The 22,026-nt window shown below is 56.9% G+C and carries 15 protein-coding genes; 12 read left to right on the top strand and 3 right to left on the bottom strand.

The genetic code is table 11. The features are described from left to right. Nucleotides 1-49: 49 nt before the first annotated feature. The gene (locus tag E5Q11_RS15065; protein WP_135804287.1) at nucleotides 50-2,530 is read right to left on the bottom strand and encodes a penicillin-binding protein 1A; all 2,481 of its coding nucleotides are present in this window, start codon (nucleotides 2,528-2,530) and stop codon (nucleotides 50-52) included. Nucleotides 2,531-2,742: 212 nt separating this feature from the next. Here E5Q11_RS15065 and E5Q11_RS15060 point away from each other — a divergent pair, with 212 nt between their 5' ends. The 12 genes from E5Q11_RS15060 to E5Q11_RS15005 all read left to right on the top strand — a co-directional run bounded on the left by E5Q11_RS15060 (nucleotide 2,743) and on the right by E5Q11_RS15005 (nucleotide 18,754). Continuing rightward, nucleotides 2,743-3,807, top strand: coding sequence for a pilus assembly protein PilM (locus E5Q11_RS15060; protein WP_135804286.1), 1,065 nt, complete (start codon nucleotides 2,743-2,745; stop codon nucleotides 3,805-3,807). After that, complete coding sequence (locus E5Q11_RS15055) at nucleotides 3,807-4,370, top strand: PilN domain-containing protein (RefSeq protein WP_135804285.1); 564 nt, start codon at nucleotides 3,807-3,809, stop codon at nucleotides 4,368-4,370. The genes E5Q11_RS15060 and E5Q11_RS15055 overlap by 1 nt, the downstream gene beginning before the upstream one ends. Then, the gene (locus tag E5Q11_RS15050; protein ID WP_135804284.1) at nucleotides 4,370-4,981 is read left to right on the top strand and encodes a type IV pilus inner membrane component PilO; all 612 of its coding nucleotides are present in this window, start codon (nucleotides 4,370-4,372) and stop codon (nucleotides 4,979-4,981) included. The genes E5Q11_RS15055 and E5Q11_RS15050 overlap by 1 nt, the downstream gene beginning before the upstream one ends. Before the next feature lie 2 nt (nucleotides 4,982-4,983). Beyond that, nucleotides 4,984-5,559 carry a pilus assembly protein PilP gene (locus tag E5Q11_RS15045; RefSeq protein WP_135804283.1) on the top strand — a complete coding sequence of 192 codons (576 nt, stop codon included), beginning with the start codon at nucleotides 4,984-4,986 and terminating at the stop codon, nucleotides 5,557-5,559. Between the two features lie 65 nt (nucleotides 5,560-5,624). Then, nucleotides 5,625-7,703: a type IV pilus secretin PilQ gene (gene pilQ, locus E5Q11_RS15040; protein WP_225315059.1), complete on the top strand. Its 2,079-nt coding sequence runs from the start codon at nucleotides 5,625-5,627 to the stop codon at nucleotides 7,701-7,703. A gap of 126 nt (nucleotides 7,704-7,829) precedes the next feature. Further along, a complete protein-coding gene (gene aroK / locus E5Q11_RS15035) occupies nucleotides 7,830-8,396 on the top strand; it encodes a shikimate kinase AroK (RefSeq protein ID WP_135804281.1) in 567 nt (188 codons plus the stop codon). Beyond that, nucleotides 8,389-9,486 carry a 3-dehydroquinate synthase gene (gene aroB, locus E5Q11_RS15030; protein ID WP_135804280.1) on the top strand — a complete coding sequence of 366 codons (1,098 nt, stop codon included), beginning with the start codon at nucleotides 8,389-8,391 and terminating at the stop codon, nucleotides 9,484-9,486. The genes aroK and aroB overlap by 8 nt, the downstream gene beginning before the upstream one ends. 54 nt (nucleotides 9,487-9,540) lie before the next feature. Continuing rightward, complete coding sequence (locus tag E5Q11_RS15025) at nucleotides 9,541-11,013, top strand: AAA family ATPase (protein ID WP_228260641.1); 1,473 nt, start codon at nucleotides 9,541-9,543, stop codon at nucleotides 11,011-11,013. 254 nt (nucleotides 11,014-11,267) lie between these two features. Then, nucleotides 11,268-15,716 (top strand): glutamate synthase large subunit, encoded by a 4,449-nt coding sequence (gene gltB / locus E5Q11_RS15020; RefSeq protein ID WP_135804279.1) that lies wholly within the window; start codon nucleotides 11,268-11,270, stop codon nucleotides 15,714-15,716. 77 nt (nucleotides 15,717-15,793) lie between these two features. Continuing rightward, nucleotides 15,794-17,212 carry an FAD-dependent oxidoreductase gene (locus E5Q11_RS15015; protein WP_135804278.1) on the top strand — a complete coding sequence of 473 codons (1,419 nt, stop codon included), beginning with the start codon at nucleotides 15,794-15,796 and terminating at the stop codon, nucleotides 17,210-17,212. Beyond that, nucleotides 17,209-18,279: a uroporphyrinogen decarboxylase gene (gene hemE, locus E5Q11_RS15010; RefSeq protein WP_135804277.1), complete on the top strand. Its 1,071-nt coding sequence runs from the start codon at nucleotides 17,209-17,211 to the stop codon at nucleotides 18,277-18,279. Before E5Q11_RS15015 ends, hemE begins: the two co-directional genes overlap by 4 nt. A 106-nt stretch (nucleotides 18,280-18,385) precedes the next feature. Continuing rightward, a complete protein-coding gene (locus E5Q11_RS15005) occupies nucleotides 18,386-18,754 on the top strand; it encodes a PilZ domain-containing protein (protein ID WP_135804276.1) in 369 nt (122 codons plus the stop codon). A gap of 2 nt (nucleotides 18,755-18,756) precedes the next feature. On the opposite strand, the gene radA is transcribed toward E5Q11_RS15005, so the two are convergent. Both radA and ettA read right to left on the bottom strand, forming a co-directional pair. Further along, nucleotides 18,757-20,133, bottom strand: coding sequence for a DNA repair protein RadA (gene radA, locus E5Q11_RS15000; RefSeq protein ID WP_135804275.1), 1,377 nt, complete (start codon nucleotides 20,131-20,133; stop codon nucleotides 18,757-18,759). After that, nucleotides 20,133-21,794 (bottom strand): energy-dependent translational throttle protein EttA, encoded by a 1,662-nt coding sequence (ettA, locus tag E5Q11_RS14995; RefSeq protein WP_135804274.1) that lies wholly within the window; start codon nucleotides 21,792-21,794, stop codon nucleotides 20,133-20,135. The genes radA and ettA overlap by 1 nt, the downstream gene beginning before the upstream one ends. Nucleotides 21,795-22,026 lie beyond the last annotated feature (232 nt).

Raw genomic sequence — 22,026 nt, 5'->3', positions numbered from 1 at the left:
GTTAGAGCCGTCGGTTTTTTTATGGACGTCTATTAGTCGCCGCCATTGTTCAGAAGATCTGGCGCGAAAAATCTCCTCCGCCGCCATTGTCCCCGGATTCGTTGGGCTCGTCGTCCGGATCCAGCTGCGGTGGTGCGTCTTCCTCACGGAACACTTCGAAGATAGCGCCTTCCTGTCCCGGCCGGGCACGTTTGCCGGTTTCGGAGTCAATTCGTACGTTCACGATGCCATTGGGGCGAGGCATCAGCGATGATGGTTGGCCTTTCAACGCATCTTCCATATAGTCGAGCCAGATCGGGAGTGCGGTGCTGGCGCCGAATTCGCTACGGCCCAGGGGTGCCGGCTGGTCGAATCCGACCCACACAGTCGTGGCCATGTCGTGATTGAAGCCGCCAAACCAGGTGTCGCGCTGTTCATTGGTGGTGCCGGTTTTTCCGCTGATGTCATCGCGTCCCAGTGCCAGTGCACGGCGCCCTGTGCCCAGGCGGATCACGTCCCGCATCATTGAATGAAGAATATAGACGGCGCGTTCGTCTGCCAGGCGTTCGGCCAGTCGTGTCTCCGGTTCTTTTTCGCCTGCGTCATCATTGAGTTCAGCCTGCTTTTTCTCGCAGTCCCGGTCGCAAAGCACGGTGTCCGGAGCGGTGTAGAGCGCTTCGCCGTTAACGTCGGTAATGCTTTCTATAAAGTAGGGCTCCACGTCGTAGCCGCCGTTGGCAATCACCGCGAAACCCCGGGCCAGATCCATAGGAGTCAGCAGGCCGCTGCCGAGCGAGAGCGACAGGTCTTTCTGCATATCGTCGGTCGGAATTTTCAGCTGCTTGAGGTAGTCGATGGTTGATTCGATGCCAAGGTCTCGAAGCAGGCGAATGGATACCAGGTTGCGCGAGCGGTAAAGTGCTTCCCGAAGCCTCGTCGGACCATAGAACTGCCCGGATGAATTCTGTGGTCGCCAGGTGGTTTCCAGCTCCGAATCATCAAATACAATGGGTGCATCGTTGTAGATGCTGGCCGGGGTTTTCCCCTTTTCCAGAGCGCTCAGATAGAGGAAGGGTTTAAATGTTGACCCTGGCTGGCGACGCGCCTGAGTTGCCCGATTGTACTTCGTCTGGCTGAAGCTGTAGCCGCCCGACAGAGCCTCAACCGCACCGGTTTTTGCCTCAAGCGAGATCAGCGCGCCCTGAACCTTCGGCACCTGGGATAGCGCAAGCTGCAGCCGGTTGTCGGTCTCCGGAGCTTGCTCGGGCGAATTTTCTGTCGGGGCCTGGACCGGCTGGATTTCCATGGTTTTTACGTAAACGATGTCGCCAACATCAACCACGTCCGAGGGTTTTTCCGGCTCTGGCCCGGTAAGATCTTCGGTTTTGTAGCGTCGGGCCCAGGTCATGGTTTCAAACGGTATGATCGCTTCCCCCAGGGTACGCGCATAGATCTCGGCAACGGCGTCTTCATCCTTAACGGCAGTCACCACGGCGGGGATCAGACTGGCGACTCTCGGGTAGCCGGCCATCAGTCCGGGCAGATTGTCCGGGGCAAGGTCGGCTTCGGATACCTGGCCAATCGGGCCCCGAAAGCCGTGCCGCTGGTCATAGGCTTCGAGTCCGGCACGCAACGCATCGGTGGCTTCCTGCTGTCGTTTGCTGTTCACGGTCAGCTTGACCGTATAGCCATCGGTGTAGGCAGCATCACCGAAACGGTCGACCATCTCCTTTCGGGCCATTTCGGCGATATGGTCGGCGTCCACTTCGGTCGACGGCGCATAGTAGCTGGCGGTTATCGGCGCTGTTGATGCCTGCTCGAAGGCATCGTCTGTGATGTAACCAAGGTCCCGCATGCGCCCCAGGATCCAGTTTCTCCGGATACCCGCCCGCTCAGGATTGGCAATCGGGTTAAAGGCAGAAGGGGCTTTCGGTAGACCTGCAAGCATGGCCATCTGGGCCAGGGACAATTCGGCAACCGGTTTATCGTAGTAAACCTCCGATGCAGCCTCTATTCCATAAGCCCGGTTACCCAGATAGATTTTGTTCAGGTACAGCTCCAGGATGCGGTCTTTATCCAGTTCACGTTCAATCTGAAGAGCCAGAAGTATCTCGTTGAACTTGCGAATAAACGTCCTGTCGCGTGACAAAAAGTAATTTTTTGCAACCTGCATTGTGATGGTGCTGCCGCCAGACTGGATCTCGCCGGTGGAGACCAGTTCGATTGCAGCCCGCATCAGGCCTTTGATGTCGACCCCGAAGTGCTCATAGAAACGGGCGTCTTCCGCCGCGAGAAACGCATGTAACTGAATTGTAGGGATCTGTTCTATTGTGACTGGTGCCCTTCTCTTTTCACCGAATTCTGCTATTAATCTGTCGTCTGCGCTGTAGACCCGTAGTGGGGTCTGAAGTTTAATGTCCAGAAGCTGTTCAACCGCTGGCAAACCGGGTCGAAGGTAAAGATAGAATCCGGAACCAACCAGGGTGGCGATACTGAGACCGACAACAAAGAACCAGGCAAAGAGGCGAGATGTGCGCAACAAATGAGACATTTTTTTCTGACAACTGTTGGATATAGGTCTATCATTTGAGAAATTGCTTTAGGAAGGAAGAGACACTTCCGGGCAGCACTGCTCATGATAAAAGAAGAATGGGCATTGTAGACGGAAAGATAAAGAAATTCTCTTAAATAAAAAACACATATGAAACGGTTTTAACAAACCATTCATGACCCGGTGCGTGTAACCAGGTATAGGGTGAGCCAGTGTTCGGATTGTTAGGAAAAAAATCCAGTGCGGTTCTCGGGTTGGACATCAGCTCCAGCTCGGTCAAGTTACTGGAATTATCAAAACAGGGTGACCGCTACAAGGTCGAGAGCTACGCGGTAGAGCCGTTACCGGCCAATGCCGTCGTAGAAAAAAACATCACTGACGTTGAGGCGGTCGGAGAGGTCCTGAAACGGGTCGCTTCCAAAGCCCGCACCGGCGTCAAACAGGTTGCCGTGGCCGTTTCCGGCTCCGCCGTGATCACCAAGCTGATCCAGATGGACGGTGGTCTCAATGAATTTGAGATGGAAGACCAGATCACTCTCGAGGCGGATCAGTACATTCCTTATCCTTTGGATGAGGTGGCCATTGATTTCGAAGTCCAGGGCCCATCTGAATCAAACCCTGATCAGGTAGACGTGCTACTGGCAGCTTGCCGGAAAGAGAACGTGGACATCCGGGAAGATGCGCTGGAAATTGCGTCATTGACGACCAAGGTGGTCGACGTTGAGGCTTACGCTCTGGAACGCGCATTTTCGCTGATTGAACCGCAGCTCGACTCCCAGGGCGAAGAACTGGTTGTCGCCATTGTTGATATTGGCGCCACCATGACGACTCTGAGCGTCCTCGCTGAAGGCAAGACCGTTTACACCCGCGAACAGATTTTTGGTGGTAAGCAGCTTACTGAAGAAATCCAGCGCCGCTACGGTCTCTCTCTCGAGGAAGCTGGCCTGGCGAAAAAACAGGGCGGCCTTCCTGACGATTACGAGTCCGAAGTACTGACGCCGTTCCGCGAAGCGGTTGTTCAGCAGGTTGCCCGGGCGCTGCAATTCTTCTTCGGCGCAAGCCAGTACAACGCCGTGGACTATGTAGTGCTTGCCGGTGGGACAGCTTCGATACAGGGTCTGACCGAAATGGTTGAAGAAAAGACAAGCACGCCAACGCTGGTTGCCAACCCGTTTGCGGATATGGCGGTTGGCTCCCGTGTCAATGCGTCTTCGCTGAGTAACGATGCCCCGTCGCTGATGATTGCGTGTGGCCTGGCAATGAGGAGCTTTGACTAATGGCAAAGATTAACCTCAGACCCTGGCGCGAAGAGCTACGGGCGGAAAAGCAGAAGCAGTTCGTTGTGATGATTTTTGGCGCCGCTATCATTGCGGGCGGCCTGGCGTTTCTCTGGAAAAGCGATATGGATGGCCGGATTGCCTATCAGGAATCGCGCAATGCCTATATCGAAACCGCGACAAAGCAGCTGGATCAGCAGATCAAGGAAATTGAAGACCTCAAGCGCAAGCGTGATGAACTGCTGGCACGTATGCGGGTCATTCAGGATCTCCAGGGCAAGCGCCCGGTGATCGTGCGGGTTTTCGATGAACTGGTCAGAACGCTGCCAGACGGACTTTATTACACTGACCTGAGCAAGACTGGCGAGCGGTTGAGCATTGTGGGCATGTCCGAATCCAACAGCCGGATCGCTTCCCTGATGCGTCGCTTTGAGGACTCCGAGTGGTTTACCAATCCCAATCTCTCAAACGTTGCATCTGCCGACAGTCGCAGGGCTGGGTATAGCCAGTTCAACCTGACCGTACAGCAGAAAACGCCAGAGCCCGAAAAGGGGGATGAATAATGAGCCTCGCGGACTCCATGCAGAAACTGAATGAATTCGATATCAATGATCTTGATATCAACAACGCCGGAATCTGGCCGGCACCTGTCAAGGCGATTGTTGCGTTGCTGGTGTTTGGCCTGATTCTGGGCGGTGGCTACTGGTTCTTTATAAAGGATCAGTATGTGGCACTTGAGCGCGTCAAACAGGAAGAGCAGCAACTGCGTGAGCGCTACGAAAGCAAGGCCTACCAGGTTGCCAACCTCGAAGTCTTCAAGTCCCAGATGGTGGAGATGGAGGAAACCTTCGGGGCGCTCGTGCGCCAGTTGCCGAGCGAGACAGAAGTGCCCGGGCTGCTTGAGGACATTACCAATACTGCACTCGGTAGTGGTCTGGAGCTGCAGGAAGTCGCGCTTCAGGGGGAGGTTCAGCGTGACTTCTACTCAGAACTGCCGATCAATATTCGCGTCGATGGCTCTTATCATGAGCTCGCAAGTTTTGTCAGTAGCGTTGCCGGCTTGCCCCGGATCGTAACGCTGCATGACCTCAAGATAACACCGGCTGCCGGTGACGGAGAGCGATTGAACATGCAGGTGGTTGCGCGCACCTATCGATACAGGGCAGGGGAGTGAGCATGAGTCTGAAGCATGCAATGAAAGCCTGTTTTGGTATTGGTCTGGTTTCACTGCTGACGGCGTGTTCCCAGGGTAACGGATTCTCCGACCTTGACCAGTTCATGGCCGAGACACGGGCAAAGCCAAGGGGGTTCGTAGAGCCCCTCCCGGAATTCAAATCCTATGAAGCCTTCACCTATTCGGCTGCAGATCGCAGAGCGCCTTTCGAGCCGCCGGTGGACGTTCAGCTCACCATGATGGATGAGGAGCCCATCAGTGACATTGAGCCGGATCTGGACAGGCCAAAAGAGGTGTTGGAAAACTTTGGGCTGAAAGAGCTGACGATGGTCGGAACCCTGAACAGAGAAGCGGGTGAAGATTCGGGTTCTGGATCAGGCAATCTTTTTGCGCTGATCCGGGATAACACCGGCGGCATTCATCGGGTCAGGACTGGTAATTATATGGGTCAGAACTATGGCCGGATTATTGGTGTCAACGAAACCCGGGTTGAGTTGATCGAGATCGTTCCCAATGGTCGCGGCGGATGGGTCGAGCGTCCGCGCTCGCTGACGCTGGACGGCGAGGCAGAGGGCTAAGGAGCGGCACAATGAATAGTGAAAGAAACATGCACGAACAAAAAAGTTTAGGGTCGAGGCTAGCGATGTTTAGAAAACTCAATGTATACGTCAGCATGATTGCTCTTGGGTTGTTGTCCGGCCTGGCCAATGCGGTCACTCTGGAAGACGTGTCGTTTTCGTCACTGTCCGGCGACCGAACGGAGGTTACTCTGTCTTTTGACGGTGCCCCACCGGAACCGACCGGTTATACCATCGAGCGACCGGCGAGAATCGCCGTGGATCTGCGGGGTACAACCAGCGGCCTTGATTCCCGGAATATCTCCCTTGGCTCCGGTAATGCCCAGAGCATGACAGTGGTAGAGACCAGTGACCGCACCCGCCTGATTTTCAACCTGGCGGAGCTGGTTCCCTATGAAACCGTCCGCAACCAGAACAGTCTCGTTATGGTTATCGGGTCTGAATCCGGCGGATCGACTTCGGTTTCTTCCTCTTCCTCGTCTGCTGTGATGGGCGCCAGCGCCAGCGCGTCGTCTGGTGCCGATGAGCTTGCCGGTGTCGACTTCCGCCGCGGCAAAGATGGAGAAGGACGTGTCATTGTCGATCTTGGCAGTGCAGGTGCCCCCGTTGACCTATCCGAGCTCGGTGGCAAGATTCGTCTTACCATGGATAGCCTCACAGTCCCGGAGAATCTCCGTCGCAGGCTGGATGTAACCGATTTCGCAACACCCGTGACCCGCATTGATACTTTCATCGAGAATGGCAGTGCCGTGGTCGAGATTCGTCCTGAAGGCAACTACGACTATATCGCCTATCAGTCAGGCAGTGAGTTCACCGTCAGCGTTGAACAACTGACCGAGCAGGAAGCCGAATCCCGTCGTGAAGAGAAGTTCCCGTATACCGGTGACAAGCTCTCCCTGAATTTCCAGGACATCGAAGTGCGTTCAGTGCTGCAGCTGATTGCTGACTTTACTGGCCTCAACCTGGTAGCCAGCGATACCGTCAGCGGCAGCATCACACTTCGCTTGCAGAACGTGCCATGGGATCAGGCGCTGGATCTGATTCTCAAAACCAAAGGTCTGGACAAGCGCCAGATCGGTAATGTCCTGCTGGTAGCACCGGCTGACGAAATTGCGGCTCGTGAGCGCCTCGAGCTTGAAACCAACAAGCAGATTGCGGAACTGGCTCCGGTTCGTCTGGACATCATTCAGGTGAACTATGCCAAAGCGGCCGATGTGGTTTCCCTAATCCAGGCGGACGAAGAGCTTATTTCCTCGCGGGGCTTTGTTTCCTCTGACGCCCGAACCAATACCATCAGCGTTCGTGAAACGGCGGAGAAGCTGGATGAAATCCGTCGTCTGGTCACCACCTGGGACGTGCCTGTTCGCCAGGTGTCTATCGAGGCGCGAATCGTTCGCGCCCAGACCAACGTTGCCGAGGACCTTGGTGTTCGCTGGGGTGGTGCTGCTTACGATATCCGCGGCGACGGCAGTGTAGTGTCCGTTGGCGGTTCACTCGACGGCGTTCAGGATGGTCGGGATTCATCGGCTCCGGGTGTTGGATTTGAAACGACGTTCCCGGGAGCGCTTGCAGTTGATCTGGGTGTAACCGGACAAGGCGCCTCTTCCTTTGCCCTCGGCTGGGGCAGCGATGATTATCTGGTTGATCTGGAACTCTCGGCGCTCGAGAGCGATGGTCAGGCCGAGGTTGTGTCGCAGCCTCGAGTAGTCACTGCAGACCGCCAGACCGCGTCCATCAAATCCGGTGAAGAGATTCCCTATCAGGAAGCGTCTTCAAGCGGTGCAACGTCAGTTTCGTTCAAGGAAGCGGCACTGTCCCTGGAAGTCACCCCGCAGATCACACCGGACGACAAGATCATTATGGATCTGGTGGTGAATCAGGATTCGCGAGGCGAAGTGACCGGTGGTATTCCCTCTATCAATACCAACTCGGTGACCACTCAGGTACTGGTTGGTAACGGCGAAACAGTCGTGCTCGGTGGTATCTTCCAGTCTGAAGTGGCAACCACCACGACCAAGACACCGTTCCTGGGGGACATCCCCTACCTCGGCCGACTGTTCAAGCGCACTGAGCACATCGACGAGCGCAGCGAACTGTTGATCTTTATCACGCCCAAGATCATCAAGAGCGACCTGATTCAGTAACGGGTCTCACTGCAAAAAAAACCGCCGTCTCCACGGCGGTTTTTTTTGGTGGTTGATTTGTGGAAACTTATGGAAAGGCTGACCCTGTGATATTCTCACCCGCCTGAACATACGTGAGCATGAGCTATGTCCCTGCCTAAACGAGTTGTCCTGGTTGGCCCAATGGGCGCCGGCAAAAGCACCATTGGCCGAATGCTGGCCAGGGAGCTGGGCTACCGCTTTATGGATTCTGATCGGATCATTGAAGAGCGATGTGGGGCCAACATTCCCTGGATCTTCGATGTCGAGGGCGAGGACGGTTTCAGGCAGAGAGAGACAGCCATGCTCAATGAGCTTGCCGATGAGCCCGAGTCTGTTCTGGCGACCGGCGGAGGTGCAGTGATGCGGGAAGAAAATCACCCCCATCTCAAACGCGACGCCGTCGTTGTCTACCTGAAAACATCAATTGAACAGCAGGTTGAGCGAACCCGCAAAGATAAGAACCGGCCCCTGCTTCAGAACGACAATCCTGAGGCGGTGCTGCGGCGACTGTTCGCGCTGAGAGATCCGCTTTACACCCAGCTTGCGGATATTGTGATGTTTACAGATCGAAAAAGTCCGCGCCTGGTCGTTCGCCAACTGATCAACCAGATGAACCCGAAATCGCCCAGGCAGGTAAGAAAGGTTGGCAAAGAGGGTAAGAAACATGCATGAGATTACCAGAGAGCTGAACGTTGATCTGGGCGACCGCAGCTACCCGATTCTGATTGGTCAGGGTCTGCTGGGCACTGCGGATCTGACCCCCTGGGTTGTTGGCTCCCAGGTCATGATCGTCACCAACGACACCGTCGCGCCGCTGTATCTGGAGTCCGCCCGGGCATGTTTTCCGGGCAAGCAGGTGGATACCGTTGTTCTGCCTGATGGCGAGAAATTCAAGGACTGGCAAACCCTCAACCTGATCTTCGATGCGCTGCTTGAGAAGCGCCACTCAAGAAAAACCACGCTGGTGGCGCTCGGTGGTGGCGTAGTCGGTGATATGGCGGGCTTTGCCGCGGCCTGCTATCAGCGCGGCGTTGCTTTTATCCAGGTGCCAACGACGCTTCTGTCGCAGGTGGATTCGTCGGTTGGTGGAAAAACCGGCATCAATCACCCGCTTGGCAAGAATATGATTGGCGCGTTTCATCAGCCGGAAATGGTGCTGATTGATACCGAAAGCCTGCAATCCCTGCCTGCGCGCGAGGTTTCCGCGGGCCTGGCAGAGGTGATCAAGTACGGGTTGATCCGCGCCCCGGATTTTCTGACCTGGCTGGAGTCTTCCATCGCCGAATTGCTTGATCTGGACCAGCAAACCCTTGCGGAGGCCATTTACCGTTCCTGCGCCTGCAAAGCTGAGGTGGTCGCTCTGGACGAGCGTGAGAGTGGCCTGCGGGCAATCCTCAACCTGGGGCACACCTTTGGTCACGCCATCGAAACCTTCGCCGGCTACGGCACCATACTTCATGGTGAGGCAGTCGGAACCGGAATGATGATGGCAGCCGATCTGTCAGCCAGGCAAGGTTGGATTACAGAGGATGACCGGGATCGTGCAATTCGGTTGATTACCGGCGCCAGGCTGCCTGACCGGGCGCCTCCGGGCATGACGCCAGAGGATTTTCGGTCGTTGATGGCTGTCGACAAGAAAAACGTGGATGGTAGTCTTCGACTTGTTCTGCTGACCGCCCTGGGTGAGGCAGTGATCACTGAGGATGCCGGCGCCGGGCATCTTCAGGATACCCTGCAAGCCTATTGTCAGCCTGCCGTCTGATGAGCGCTGACCGTTCAACGGCCAATTCAACTTGGAAAGGGAGCAGGGCTGGAAATGACCCTAGCGGATGATGAGCTGGTAGGTCCTGGCGAGACGGAGTTGCACGCCGATCTCGAGGCGAGGCTTGGGCTCAATTCGAACCCGCTGGCCATGGATCTTCCGTTTTTTCCGGACGCAGCTCGGCATCACGCACTTGAGACGCTTCGTCATCTGAGTGGTTTTGGCGATCTTGCACTGGTTCTGACCGGAGATACAGGCGCAGGCAAGAGCAGGCTTCTGGCTGAGCTGGTTCGCAGTGAGTCATCCCGGCTTGACTTCCACCAGATATCGGCCGGTTCACTGACCAGCACACAGGCGTTGGCCAGCGCCCTGGTGAGGCTGGCTTATCGAGGCCTGGAGGCCACCGAGGGTGCCCGCGATTCGGTTTACGGCTTCTTTCGCTGGTCAGAAACCCGGGCCCGGAAAGGACGGCGCATGGTGTTGCTGGTTGATGATGCCGATCAGGTGCCGGCAGATGTGCTGCGCCTGTTACTGTCCGCCTATCATGCCGCTGAACGTGCATCAGCAGCGGTCGTCGTATTTAGCGGCACGGATGAGCTGATTGGGCTTCTCGGGCTGACGGGTGATAGCGAGGGTGTTTATCAGATTCATTTGCGCCCCCTTTCAAGCGATGAGATGCTTGCCTATCTTGAGCCACGAATCCACAAGGCCGGTGGCGATGTGAAAGTGATGCTGTCGTCACCCCGTCTTGCGCTTCTTCATAGTCTCAGCCACGGTAGTTTTGGCCGGCTGAAACGTATTGCGCCGGCCGTGTGGCTCGACAGAGTCCCTGCAGAAAACCCGCCTGCGCAGCGCTACCGCTGGGTTACCAGTGCCCGTTGGCCGGCCCTGGCGCTGGTGTTGCTGGCGGTTTCGTGGTGGCTGGTTTCCCTCCAGTACGACGCGTCAGTCGAGCGGGAGCAGATGCCGTCGAGCCCAGAGCCCGTGCGGAAAAGCGTGACCATCGGTCCAGATAATCCGGTTGTTGACATAACCGGGCAGGTGGCGCCCGCGGCTCCTGCCCCCGAGTTGCCTATCGAGCCGCAAATACCGGATCCTGCTCCAGAGCCAGAGCCAGAGCCAGAGCCAGAGCCAGAGCCAGAGCCAGAGCCAGAGCCAGAGCCAGAGCCAGAGCCAGAGCCAGAGCCAGAGCCAGAGCCAGAGCCAGAGCCAGAGCCAGAGCCAGAGGCCTCATTTACTCCCATGAAACCCTCTGCCTTCGTGCCGCTAGCGGAAGTTCGTGCCTGGAACGCCTGGACCATTCAGGTCATTGCCGGCAACCAGGAGCAAACGGTTATCAATGTTATAGACCAGCACGAATCCGTGCTCAGTATCCGGTATACTGTGTCCACACGGCAGGGAAGCGACTGGTACATCGGTTTTTTTGGTAATTTTGCGACCAAAGACGCGGCCAGAGAGGCGATCAGCCAGTTGCCCCGATCACTGAAGCGCCAGTCCCCATGGATCAGACAGTTGAGCGGATTCTGATCGGAAAGTACCTTTATTAGCAGGGGAATCCTGTTTGAAAACAAAAGGTTCTGCTCTTCATTACCTCAAGGCGTAACGTCCGGTTACCCTCGTAACTGACCTTTTGTCGCCCTAGTATTAAACCTCTTTGGTTTGAGTACGTATTTGTACGCGTGTAAAATGGCCAGCCCTCATTTTCAGTGTCGAAGAGTGCACGTTTTGTGAACGCAGTTTAACTCTTTGATTGAAAAGCATTTCTACTCGAGAGAACGCTTATGACGACAGGTTTGTATCATCCCGATGAATTCAGGGACAACTGCGGCTTTGGTCTGATCGCCCACATGAAGGGAGAGACCAGCCACAAGTTGTTGCAAACTGCCATCGAGTCTCTGACCTGTATGACCCACCGTGGTGGTATTGCTGCAGACGGCAAGACCGGCGACGGTTGTGGTCTCTTGATCCAGAGCCCTGACGCCTTTCTGCGCAAGACTGCCAAGGAATGCTTTGGTAAGGCGCCGGAGGGCGAATTCGCTGTTGGCCAGGTATTTCTGAGCCCGGACGAATCTCAGGCTCAGGCGGGGCGGACAGCCATTGAAAAGCGTCTGACTGAGCAGGGTCTGGAAATCATGGGCTGGCGCAAAGTTCCTACAGACGATAGTTGCCTGGGCCCAATGGCGCTCGACTGCCTGCCCTGGATCGAGCAGGTCTTTGTAGTGCCAACTAAACAGACTGAGCAGGAATTTGCCATTGCTCTGTTTGTCGGTCGCCGTCATGCCGAACGGGACATGGCCGAAGACCCTGAATTCTACATCTGCAGCCTGTCCCACCGTACGCTGGCCTACAAGGGCCTGATGATGCCCGCGGATCTGGCCAATTTTTACAAGGATCTGGGCGATCCGGACCTGGCGACGGCTATCTGCGTGTTTCACCAGCGCTTCTCCACCAATACAGCGCCCAAATGGCCGCTGGCTCAGCCGTTCCGCTACCTGGCCCACAACGGCGAGATCAACACAGTGGACGGCAACCGCAACTGGGCCATCGCCCGGGCGGCCAAGTTCAGTTCACCGTCACTGCCAGATCTGCAGACCCTGCAGCCCCTGGTTAACCTGACCGGTTCCGATTCCTCAAGCATGGACAATATGCTTGAGGTACTCCTGGCTGGCGGTGTCGACCTTTTCCGTGCTGTGCGCATGATGATTCCGCCCGCCTGGCAGAACGTTGACACCATGGATTCCCAGCTGCGTGCCTTCTACGAATACAACTCCATGCACATGGAGCCCTGGGATGGCCCGGCCGGGCTGGTGCTCTCTGATGGTCGCTATGCCGTCTGTATGCTGGACCGGAATGGCCTGCGCCCAGCGCGCTGGGTTATCACCAAAGACGACTTTATTACGCTGGCCTCTGAAATCGGAACCTACGGCTACAAGCCGGAAGACGTGGTGGCAAAAGGCCGGGTAGGCCCCGGACAGATGCTGGCCATCGACACGAAATCCGGCGAAGTTCTTCATACCAAAGATATAGATCAGCGCCTGAAAACAGCGCAGCCCTACAAGCAATGGTTGAGGGACAACTCCCTGCGGGTTGAGGCAACACTTAATCAGGAAACACCTGAATTCAAACTGATGAAGTCGGAAGACCTGCAGGTTCATCAGAAGATGTTCATGGTGTCTTACGAAGAGCGCGATCAGGTTCTGCGTCCGCTGGCAGAGAATGGTCAGGAAGCTGTGGGCTCAATGGGTGACGATACACCCATGGCGGTGCTTTCCAGTCGTGTCCGCCATGTGGCGGACTATTTCCGCCAGAAATTTGCCCAGGTCACCAACCCGGCGATCGATCCTCTGCGTGAGTCCATTGTCATGTCCCTTGAGACCTGCATTGGCGCCGAGCGCAACGTATTCGAGGAAACCCCGGAGCACGCGAACCGGATCATCCTGACCACGCCCGTTCTGTCACCGGCCAAGTTCCTGAAGATCGCCAACAATGATCGTCCCGGCTTTGAGGTTGCGAAGATTCCGCTGGGCTATCGTCCGGAGATGGGACTGGAAAAGGCCATCGAACAGATCTGCCAGACCGCTGAGCAGGCGGTACGTAATGGCAAGGTCATTCTGATATTGAGCGACAAAGACCTTGCGGAAGGTGAAATTCCCGCTAATGCCCTGATGGCAACTGGCGCGGTGCATCACCATCTGGTCAAGAACGGCCTGCGCTGTGACTCCAACATCCTGGTTGAAACCGGCTGGGCAAGAGATCCGCATCACTTTGCCGTGCTCTTCGGCTTTGGCGCGACTGCGGTCTATCCGTACCTTGCGTTCCAGGTGCTGAACGACCTGATCCGCACTGGTGAAGTCATGATGGACCCCATCGATGCGAAGAATAATTACCGCAAGGGCATCAACAAGGGGCTTTTGAAGATCCTGTCCAAGATGGGTATCTCCACCATTACCTCCTATCGCGGTGCGCAACTGTTTGAAGCGATTGGTCTGGCGGATGAAGTTGTCGATCTTTGCTTTAAAGGCGTTCCCAGCCGAATTCAGGGTGCCGGGTTCTACGATTTTCAGCAGGATCAGGAGGAATTGGCGAAAGTGGCCTGGAAGCCGCGCAAGCCAATTTCCCAGGGCGGCCTGCTGAAGTATGTTCACGGCCAGGAATACCATGCATTCAATCCGGATGTGGTGGCCAGGCTGCAGGAAGCCGTCACCAGCGGCGACTATGGTCAGTACATGGAATATGCGGGACTGGTAAACGAGCGCCCGGTGGCTACGCTTCGGGACCTGCTGGTTTTCCGTAAAGATTTGAAGCCCATCGATCTTTCCGAAGTTGAGCCGGTTGAAAACATTTTCCCGCGCTTTGATTCAGCGGCCATGTCGCTTGGCGCTCTGTCGCCGGAAGCCCACGAGGCGCTGGCGGTTGCCATGAACACCCTGGGAGGACGTTCCAACTCGGGTGAAGGCGGTGAAGATCCGGCCCGTTACGGCACCAACAAGCGCTCCAAGATCAAGCAGGTGGCTTCTGGCCGCTTTGGTGTGACTGCAGAATATCTGCGCAGTGCAGACGTCATGCAGATCAAGGTTGCCCAAGGCGCCAAGCCGGGTGAGGGCGGACAGCTGCCGGGCGGTAAGGTCAACGACCTCATTGCCCGTTTGCGTTACTCCGTGCCTGGCGTCACCCTGATTTCGCCACCGCCGCACCACGATATCTACTCGATTGAGGATCTGGCGCAGCTGATTTTTGACCTGAAGCAGGTCAATCCGAAAGCGCTGGTATCTGTCAAGCTAGTTTCCGAGCCCGGTGTCGGCACTATTGCCGCGGGCGTTGCCAAGGCTTACGCCGACCTGATTACCGTATCCGGGTACGATGGCGGCACAGCGGCCAGTCCCCTGACCTCCATCCGTTACGCCGGATCACCCTGGGAGCTTGGTTTAAGCGAGACCCAGCAGGCGCTGCGGGCCAATGACCTGCGTGGCAAGATCCGCCTGCAGACAGACGGTGGTATCAAGACCGGTCTGGACGTGGTAAAAGGCGCTATTCTGGGTGCAGAAAGTTTTGGTTTCGGCACCACGCCGATGGTGGCGCTGGGTTGCAAATACCTGCGCATCTGCCACCTGAACAACTGTGCCACCGGTGTGGCAACCCAGAACGAGCACCTGCGTGAAGAGCACTTCAAAGGCACAGTGGAAATGGCCATGAACTTCTTCCGCTTTGTGGCGGAAGAAACCCGCGGCTGGCTGGCCCAGTTGGGTGTTCGCAGCCTGGAAGAGCTGGTGGGTCGCGTCGACCTGCTCGAGCGCCTGCCGGGCAATACGCCGCGTCAGCAGAAGCTGGATCTGAGCCGCCTGCTGCACAATGAACATATTCCGGCGGACAAACCCAACACCTGCCAGGTGGAACGGAACCATCCGTTTGACCCGGGTACCCTGGCCGAGCAGATGGTCAAGGATACGGCAGAGACCATTGCCGAGAAGAAGGGTGGCGAGTTCAGCTACCGGGTGACTAACTGTGATCGCTCCATCGGTGCGCGCCTGTCCGGAGAAATCGCCGACCTGCACGGCAACCAGGGCATGGTGTCGGCGCCGGTCACTCTGAACCTGACCGGCACTGCGGGCCAGAGCTTCGGTGTCTGGAACGTGGGCGGCCTCAATCTGATCCTCGAAGGCGATGCCAACGACTACGTCGGCAAAGGCATGACTGGCGGCAAGCTGGTTGTCCGCCCACCGGCGAGCAGCAGCTTCAAGTCCCAGGAGACATCGATCGTCGGTAACACCTGTCTATACGGCGCCACGGGCGGCAAGCTGTTCGCGGCGGGCACGGCAGGTGAGCGCTTCGGCGTGAGAAATTCCGGCGCCCACGCGGTGATCGAAGGTGTCGGTGACCACTGCTGCGAATACATGACTGGTGGCCTGATCACGGTTCTGGGCAGCACCGGACATAACTTTGGTGCCGGTATGACCGGCGGCTTCGCTTACGTGCTGGACATCAACAACACCTTCGTGGACAAGTACAACCACGAACTAGTGGAAATACAGCGGATTTCCAGTGAAGAGATGGAGTCTTACCGAAACCACCTTCGGGGTGTGATCCGTGAGCACATTTCTGAAACGTCCAGCGAATGGGCAGATCACATTTTGGACAATTTCGACGATTACATCGGCCGTTTCTGGCTGGTCAAGCCTAAGGCTGCGAATCTGCGCAGCCTGCTGGCCAGCACCCGGGCTCGCCCGGAATAAGCGGCACATTAGCCAAATAGAGGCGCTGCAGTGGACGCAGCGCCGCCGTCGAAATTGAGTTTGATGAGAGCTTCATAATGAAAGAACGACTGAGTAACGACTTCCAGTTTGTCGAGGTCGGGCGTGTTGACCCGAAAAAAGTGCCCGCTAAGAAGCGCAAGAAAGAGTTTGGTGAGATCTATCACCAGTTCACTCAGGATCACGCCTCTTCCCAGGCCCATCGCTGTCTCGAGTGTGGCAATCCGTACTGTGAGTGGAAGTGCCCGGTGCACAACTACATTCCGAACTGGCTGAAGCTGGTGTCGGAAGGCAACATCATGAAAGCCGTCGAGCTTTGCCACCAGACCAACTCACTGCCGGAAGTATGTGGCCGTGTCTGTCCCCAGGATCGCCTGTGTGAGGGTGCCTGTACGCTGAACGATGGCTATGGTGCGGTAACCATTGGCTCGGTGGAAAAATACATCACCGATACCGCCTTTGCCCTGGGCTGGAAGCCGGATATGTCGGCGGTGAAATGGACCGACAAGAAGGTGGCTGTCATCGGCGCCGGGCCCGCCGGTCTCGGTTGTGCCGACGTACTGGTCCGGAACGGCGTAAAGCCGGTAGTTTTCGATATTTACCCGGAAATCGGGGGCCTGCTGACCTTCGGTATTCCTGAATTCAAGCTGGAAAAGTCGGTCATGACTCGCCGCCGCAAGATTTTTGAGGAAATGGGCGTGGAATTCCGCCTGTCCACGGAAGTGGGCAAGGACGTGGCCATGGCTGACATTCTGGAAGAGTACGATGCGGTTTTCATGGGCATGGGTACCTACACCTACATGAAGGGTGGTTTCCCGGGTGAAGACCTGGATGGCGTACACGACGCGCTTCCGTTCCTGGTGTCCAACGTCAATCGCCGTCTCGGTTTCGAGAAAGACGCCGAAGATTTTATCGACATGAAGGGCAAGCGTGTGGTGGTGCTTGGTGGCGGCGACACGGCCATGGACTGCAACCGCACATCAATCCGTCAGCAGGCGGCCAGCGTAACCTGTGCCTATCGTCGTGATGAGAGCAACATGCCCGGTTCCCGCCGCGAAGTGGCAAACGCCAAGGAAGAGGGCGTGAAGTTCCTGTTCAACCGTCAGCCCATCGCGGTTATCGGTGAAGACAAGGTGGAAGGCGTCAAGGTGGTGCGGACCCAACTGGGCGAGCCCGATGAAAACGGCCGCCAGCGTCCGGAAGTCGTGCCGGGTAGTGAAGAAGTGATCCCGGCGGACGCCGTACTGGTTGCCTTTGGCTTCCGGCCCAGCCCCGCCGACTGGTTCGACGAGCAGAAAGTATCCACGGACGAATCCGGCCGCGTCAGCGCGCCGGAAGAAGTCGAGTTCCCATTCCAGACCAGCAACGCGAAAATTTTCGCCGGTGGTGACATGGTTCGGGGCTCTGATCTTGTAGTCACCGCAATCTGGGAAGGCCGCCAGGCCGCCGAGGGCATTATGGATTATCTGGACGTATGACCGAACTAAAGAACGATCGCCTGCTGCGTGCCCTGATGCGCCAACCCGTCGACCGTACGCCGGTGTGGATGATGCGTCAGGCCGGGCGTTACCTGCCGGAATACCGTGCTACCCGGGCAAAAGCCGGTGACTTCCTGAGTCTGTGCAAGAACACGCCGCTGGCTTGCGAAGTGACACTGCAGCCTTTGGAGCGTTATCCGCTGGATGCAGCCATCCTGTTTTCGGACATACTGACCATTCCCGATGCTCTGGGCCTGGGCTTGTATTTCGAAACTGGGGAAGGGCCCAAGTTCCGCAACACCATTCGCTCCGCTGCCGATGTGGATGCCCTGCCGACGCTGAAGGCCGATGTGGATCTGGATTACGTGATGAACGCGGTGTCCACCATCCGTGGCGCTCTGGGCGGCTCAGTGCCGCTGATTGGTTTCTCTGGCAGCCCCTGGACCCTGGCCACCTACATGATTGAAGGTGGCTCATCCAAGGACTTCCGGGAAGCGAAAAAACTGATGTATGGCCAGCCGGAGGCCATGCACCGGTTGCTCGACCACCTGGCTAACTCAGTAATAGACTATCTGAACAGCCAGATCCGCGCAGGCGCCCAGGCCGTTCAGATTTTCGATACCTGGGGTGGTGTGCTGAGCAGCTGGGCCTACGAAGAGTTTTCGCTGCGCTACATGAAGAAAATCGTGGACGGGCTGATTCGAGAAAACGACGGTCGCCATGTTCCGGTCATCCTGTTCACCAAGAACGGTGGCCAGTGGCTGGAATCCATCGCCGCATCCGGCGCCGACGCCGTCGGCCTGGACTGGACCACCGACATCGGCGAAGCCCGCAAACGCATTGGCGACAAAGTAGCCCTGCAGGGCAACATGGATCCGGCCATGCTGTTTGCGCCACCGGAGCGAATCCGCGAAGAAGTGGCCGACATCCTGTCCCGCTACGGCAATGGTCCTGGTCACATCTTTAATCTGGGCCACGGCATAACGCCGGACGTTGACCCGGAACACGCCGGAGCCTTCATCCGCGCCGTCACTGAGCTGAGCCCCCGATACCATAACCAGAGCTGATGATTGACTAGTAACATTGCCGCGTGGGGTCTATATTCCCTGAGAGCCCAGAGTTTTCAGGGAAACAGGGCCCCACCGGCCATTGAAGACAGTCAGGAGCAGCCCCTTGCCAGCCAAATCCGCTGAAAAACGCCGTTTTCACAGAATCTCCTTCGATGCCGGCTGCGAACTGCACTGCAGGGATTCCGTGTGGTCGAGCGAAGTGCTGGATATTTCCCTCAAAGGTGTTCTGGTTGCGCGTCCCGAGAACTGGGACGTGCCATTAAAAGAACCCTGCGAAATAGTGATAATGCTGGACGACCACGAAACCGGCATCGTTATGGCCGTTGAACTCCGACATGTTGAAACTCATCGCCTGGGTTTCAAGTGCCAGTACATTGATCTTGAAAGCGCTACACATCTGAAGCGGTTGGTGGAACTGAATCTTGGGGATCAGGCATTGCTAGAACGTGAATTTGCGCATCTTATTGATTAGGCTCATAAATCCTCCAGAGCCGAAAGCGCATCACTCAGCTTGGCAACCGGAATCACTTTCATCCCCTCAATGGCCTTCCGCGGTGCATTGGCCTTGGGCACCAGTGCTCGGGTAAATCCGTGTTTGGAGGCCTCATAAATCCGCTCCTGGCCACTGGGCACTGGCCGGATCTCGCCAGACAGACCCACCTCCCCGAAAATCACCAGATCCTGGGGCAAAGCCCGATCCCGGAAAGACGACACAACAGCCGAGAGTAAGGCAAGGTCAGCGCTGGTCTCATTGACCTTTACGCCGCCAACCACATTCACAAACACATCCTGATCCGACACATGAAGGCCACCATGGCGATGCAGCACCGCCAGCAACATCGCCAACCGGTTCTGATCCAGCCCCACCGCCACCCGGCGCGGATACCCACCTTGTGCTATGTCCACCAGAGCCTGAATTTCCACCAGCATCGGCCGCGTGCCTTCCCAGACAACCATCACCACACTGCCGGGTGCGGCTTCCTCGCCACGGTTCAGGAAAATCGCGCTGGGGTTCTTAACTTCTTTCAGGCCCTGTTCCAGCATGGCAAATACGCCGAGCTCGTTCACCGCGCCAAACCGGTTCTTGATGCCCCGGAGCGTGCGGTAACGGCTGTCGCTGGAACCTTCCAGCAGAATTGAGCAGTCGATCATATGCTCAAGCACTTTCGGCCCCGCCAGGCTGCCGTCCTTGGTGACGTGGCCCACCAGAAACAGAATGGTGCCGGTCTGCTTGGCAAACCGGGTGAGGTAAGCGGCGCTTTCTCGCACCTGGGACACGCTGCCCGGAGCCGACTCGGACTCGGCCACGTGCATGACCTGAATACTGTCCACCACAAGGATCCGGGGCTTTTCCGCCTCCGCCACCTGCATGACCCTTTCAACACTGGTTTCCGACAGCATCTTCAGGTCTTTGGTGGGCAGGCTGAGGCGTTTGGCGCGCATGGCCACCTGCTGCAGGGATTCCTCGCCGGTGACATATAGGGCCGGTGTGCTGGCCGCCAGATGGCAGACGGCCTGAAGGAGCAGGGTGCTTTTGCCAGCGCCTGGATGGCCGCCCATCAGTACGGCGGAACCTTCCACCAGCCCGCCGCCCAGAACCCGGTCGAATTCGGCCATGCCGGAACTGATTCTTGGTTGTTCCGCGAGACTGACATCGTCCAGGCTCTGCACTTCTGACAGACTACCTGCAAACCCTTCAAAGCGCTGCCCGCGGCTGCCCTTGGCATTGCCGCTTACACCGCGAACCTCGGTAATTGTATTCCAGGCCTGGCAGGCCGTGCACTGGCCCTGCCACTTGGAATAGTCTGAACCGCATTCGGTGCAGACAAAGGCGGTTTTCGCTTTGGCCATCAGGCCAGCTTCTTATACTTCATGCGCTGGGGCACCATGGCGGAATCCCCCTTGCGCTTTTTGTGGTCTTCATCGTAATCCGTGAAGTTACCTTCGAAGTAAACCACCTCACCGTCGTCCTCAAACGCCAGAATGTGCGTGGCCACCCGGTCCAGGAACCAGCGGTCGTGGGAGATAACCAGGGCAGATCCGGGGAAGTTCAGCAGCGCTTCTTCCAGCGCCCGCAGGGTTTCCACGTCCAGGTCGTTGGTCGGTTCGTCCAGCAGCAACACGTTGCCGCCTTCCTTCAATAGTTTCGCCAGGTGCAGGCGGTTACGCTCACCACCGGACAGGTCGCCCACCCGCTTCTGCTGGTCAGAGCCCTTGAAGTTGAAGCGCCCCACGTAAGCGCGGGAAGGAGTCTCGTAGTTGCCGATTTTAATGATGTCGTTGCCGTCACTCAGTTCTTCCCAGACGGTTTTTTCGTCATTCAGGTCGCGCATCTGGTCGACATAGGCAAGCTCGACAGTTTCACCCACAACAATGTTGCCGGAATCCGGCTTGTCTTTTTCAGCAATCATCCGGAACAGGGTGGACTTACCCGCACCGTTACCACCGATAATACCCACGATGGCGCCCGGCGGCACACTGAATGACACGTCTTCATAGAGCAGTCGGTCATCAAAGGATTTGCTGATGCCGTCAACTTCAATCACCTTGTCGCCAAGACGCGGTCCGGGCGGAATGTAGATTTCGTTGGTCTCGTTTCGCTTCTGGAATTCCTGGGAGCTCATTTCCTCAAAGCGGGCCAGACGAGCTTTGCTCTTGGACTGACGTCCCTTGGCGTTGCTGCGAACCCACTCCAGCTCCTGCTTGACCGCTTTCTGATGAGAGGCTTCCTGCTTGGACTCCATCTCCAGGCGCTTTTCCTTGTTCTCCAGCCACTGGCTGTAGTTGCCCTCAAACGGAATACCCTGGCCACGGTCCAGCTCCAGAATCCAGCCGGCGACATTATCCAGGAAGTAACGGTCGTGGGTGATGGCTACAACGGTGCCATCGAAATCGTGGAGGAATCTCTCCAGCCACGCCACAGACTCGGCGTCCAGGTGGTTGGTGGGCTCGTCCAAAAGCAGCATATCCGGCGCGGACAGCAACAGGCGACACAGCGCTACACGGCGGCGCTCACCACCGGACAGGTTCTTGACCATGGCATCCCAGGCGGGCAGTCGCAGGGCATCGGCGGCCACTTCCATCTTGCGCTCAATATCATGGCCGTCCGTGGCCTGAATCAATGCTTCCAGCTCGCCCTGGCGCTTAGCCAGGGCGTCAAAGTCGGCATCCGGTTCGGCGTAATCCGCGTACACCTGATCAAGTTCAGCCAGGGCGTTATGGACGCTGGCAACCGCTTCGTCGACAATTTCCTTGACGGTCTTGGTGTCGTCTAGCTCCGGCTCCTGGGGCAGATAGCCCACATTGATGCCAGGCTGCGGGCGGGCTTCGCCGATGTAATCCTCGTCGATCCCGGCCATAATGCGAAGAAGGCTGGACTTACCCGAGCCGTTCAGGCCCAGAACGCCGATCTTGGCGCCGGGAAAAAAACTGAGAGAAATATCTTTGAGAATCTCGCGCTTGGGAGGAACAACCTTCCCAACGCGGTTCATAGTGTAGACATATTGCGCCATGTGTCGGAATCCTTCTTGCTGATCTGGGCTGTTGAATGGCGGAATGACTGAAGGAGTCTGGATAAGGCCATCGTACATGGACGTATTCACAGCGTATCCCGGATCGCCCTGGCCGATGGCCGGTAGTCTACAGTCAGTGGCCGCAAGCAATGAACATTGACCGAGTAAGGTATCGAAACCAATCAGCGATAGCAATTGAGAGGAAATAGCCATCGGCTTCATACCGGTTTCT

The organism is Marinobacter confluentis (assembly GCF_004785685.1).
Taxonomy (GTDB): domain Bacteria; phylum Pseudomonadota; class Gammaproteobacteria; order Pseudomonadales; family Oleiphilaceae; genus Marinobacter; species Marinobacter confluentis.
The sequence above is the reverse complement of the archived record's forward strand: the minus strand, read 5'-3'. Positions and strand labels throughout refer to the sequence as shown.

Coding starts and splice junctions, on each gene's coding strand:
- E5Q11_RS15065 (WP_135804287.1), bottom strand. CDS start 2,530: ATGTCTCATTTGTTGCGCACATCTCGCCTCTTTGCCTGGTTCTTTGTT.
- E5Q11_RS15055 (WP_135804285.1), top strand. CDS start 3,807: ATGGCAAAGATTAACCTCAGACCCTGGCGCGAAGAGCTACGGGCGGAA.
- E5Q11_RS15050 (WP_135804284.1), top strand. CDS start 4,370: ATGAGCCTCGCGGACTCCATGCAGAAACTGAATGAATTCGATATCAAT.
- E5Q11_RS15045 (WP_135804283.1), top strand. CDS start 4,984: ATGAGTCTGAAGCATGCAATGAAAGCCTGTTTTGGTATTGGTCTGGTT.
- pilQ (WP_225315059.1), top strand. CDS start 5,625: ATGTTTAGAAAACTCAATGTATACGTCAGCATGATTGCTCTTGGGTTG.
- aroK (WP_135804281.1), top strand. CDS start 7,830: ATGTCCCTGCCTAAACGAGTTGTCCTGGTTGGCCCAATGGGCGCCGGC.
- aroB (WP_135804280.1), top strand. CDS start 8,389: ATGCATGAGATTACCAGAGAGCTGAACGTTGATCTGGGCGACCGCAGC.
- E5Q11_RS15025 (WP_228260641.1), top strand. CDS start 9,541: ATGACCCTAGCGGATGATGAGCTGGTAGGTCCTGGCGAGACGGAGTTG.
- gltB (WP_135804279.1), top strand. CDS start 11,268: ATGACGACAGGTTTGTATCATCCCGATGAATTCAGGGACAACTGCGGC.
- E5Q11_RS15015 (WP_135804278.1), top strand. CDS start 15,794: ATGAAAGAACGACTGAGTAACGACTTCCAGTTTGTCGAGGTCGGGCGT.
- hemE (WP_135804277.1), top strand. CDS start 17,209: ATGACCGAACTAAAGAACGATCGCCTGCTGCGTGCCCTGATGCGCCAA.
- radA (WP_135804275.1), bottom strand. CDS start 20,133: ATGGCCAAAGCGAAAACCGCCTTTGTCTGCACCGAATGCGGTTCAGAC.
- ettA (WP_135804274.1), bottom strand. CDS start 21,794: ATGGCGCAATATGTCTACACTATGAACCGCGTTGGGAAGGTTGTTCCT.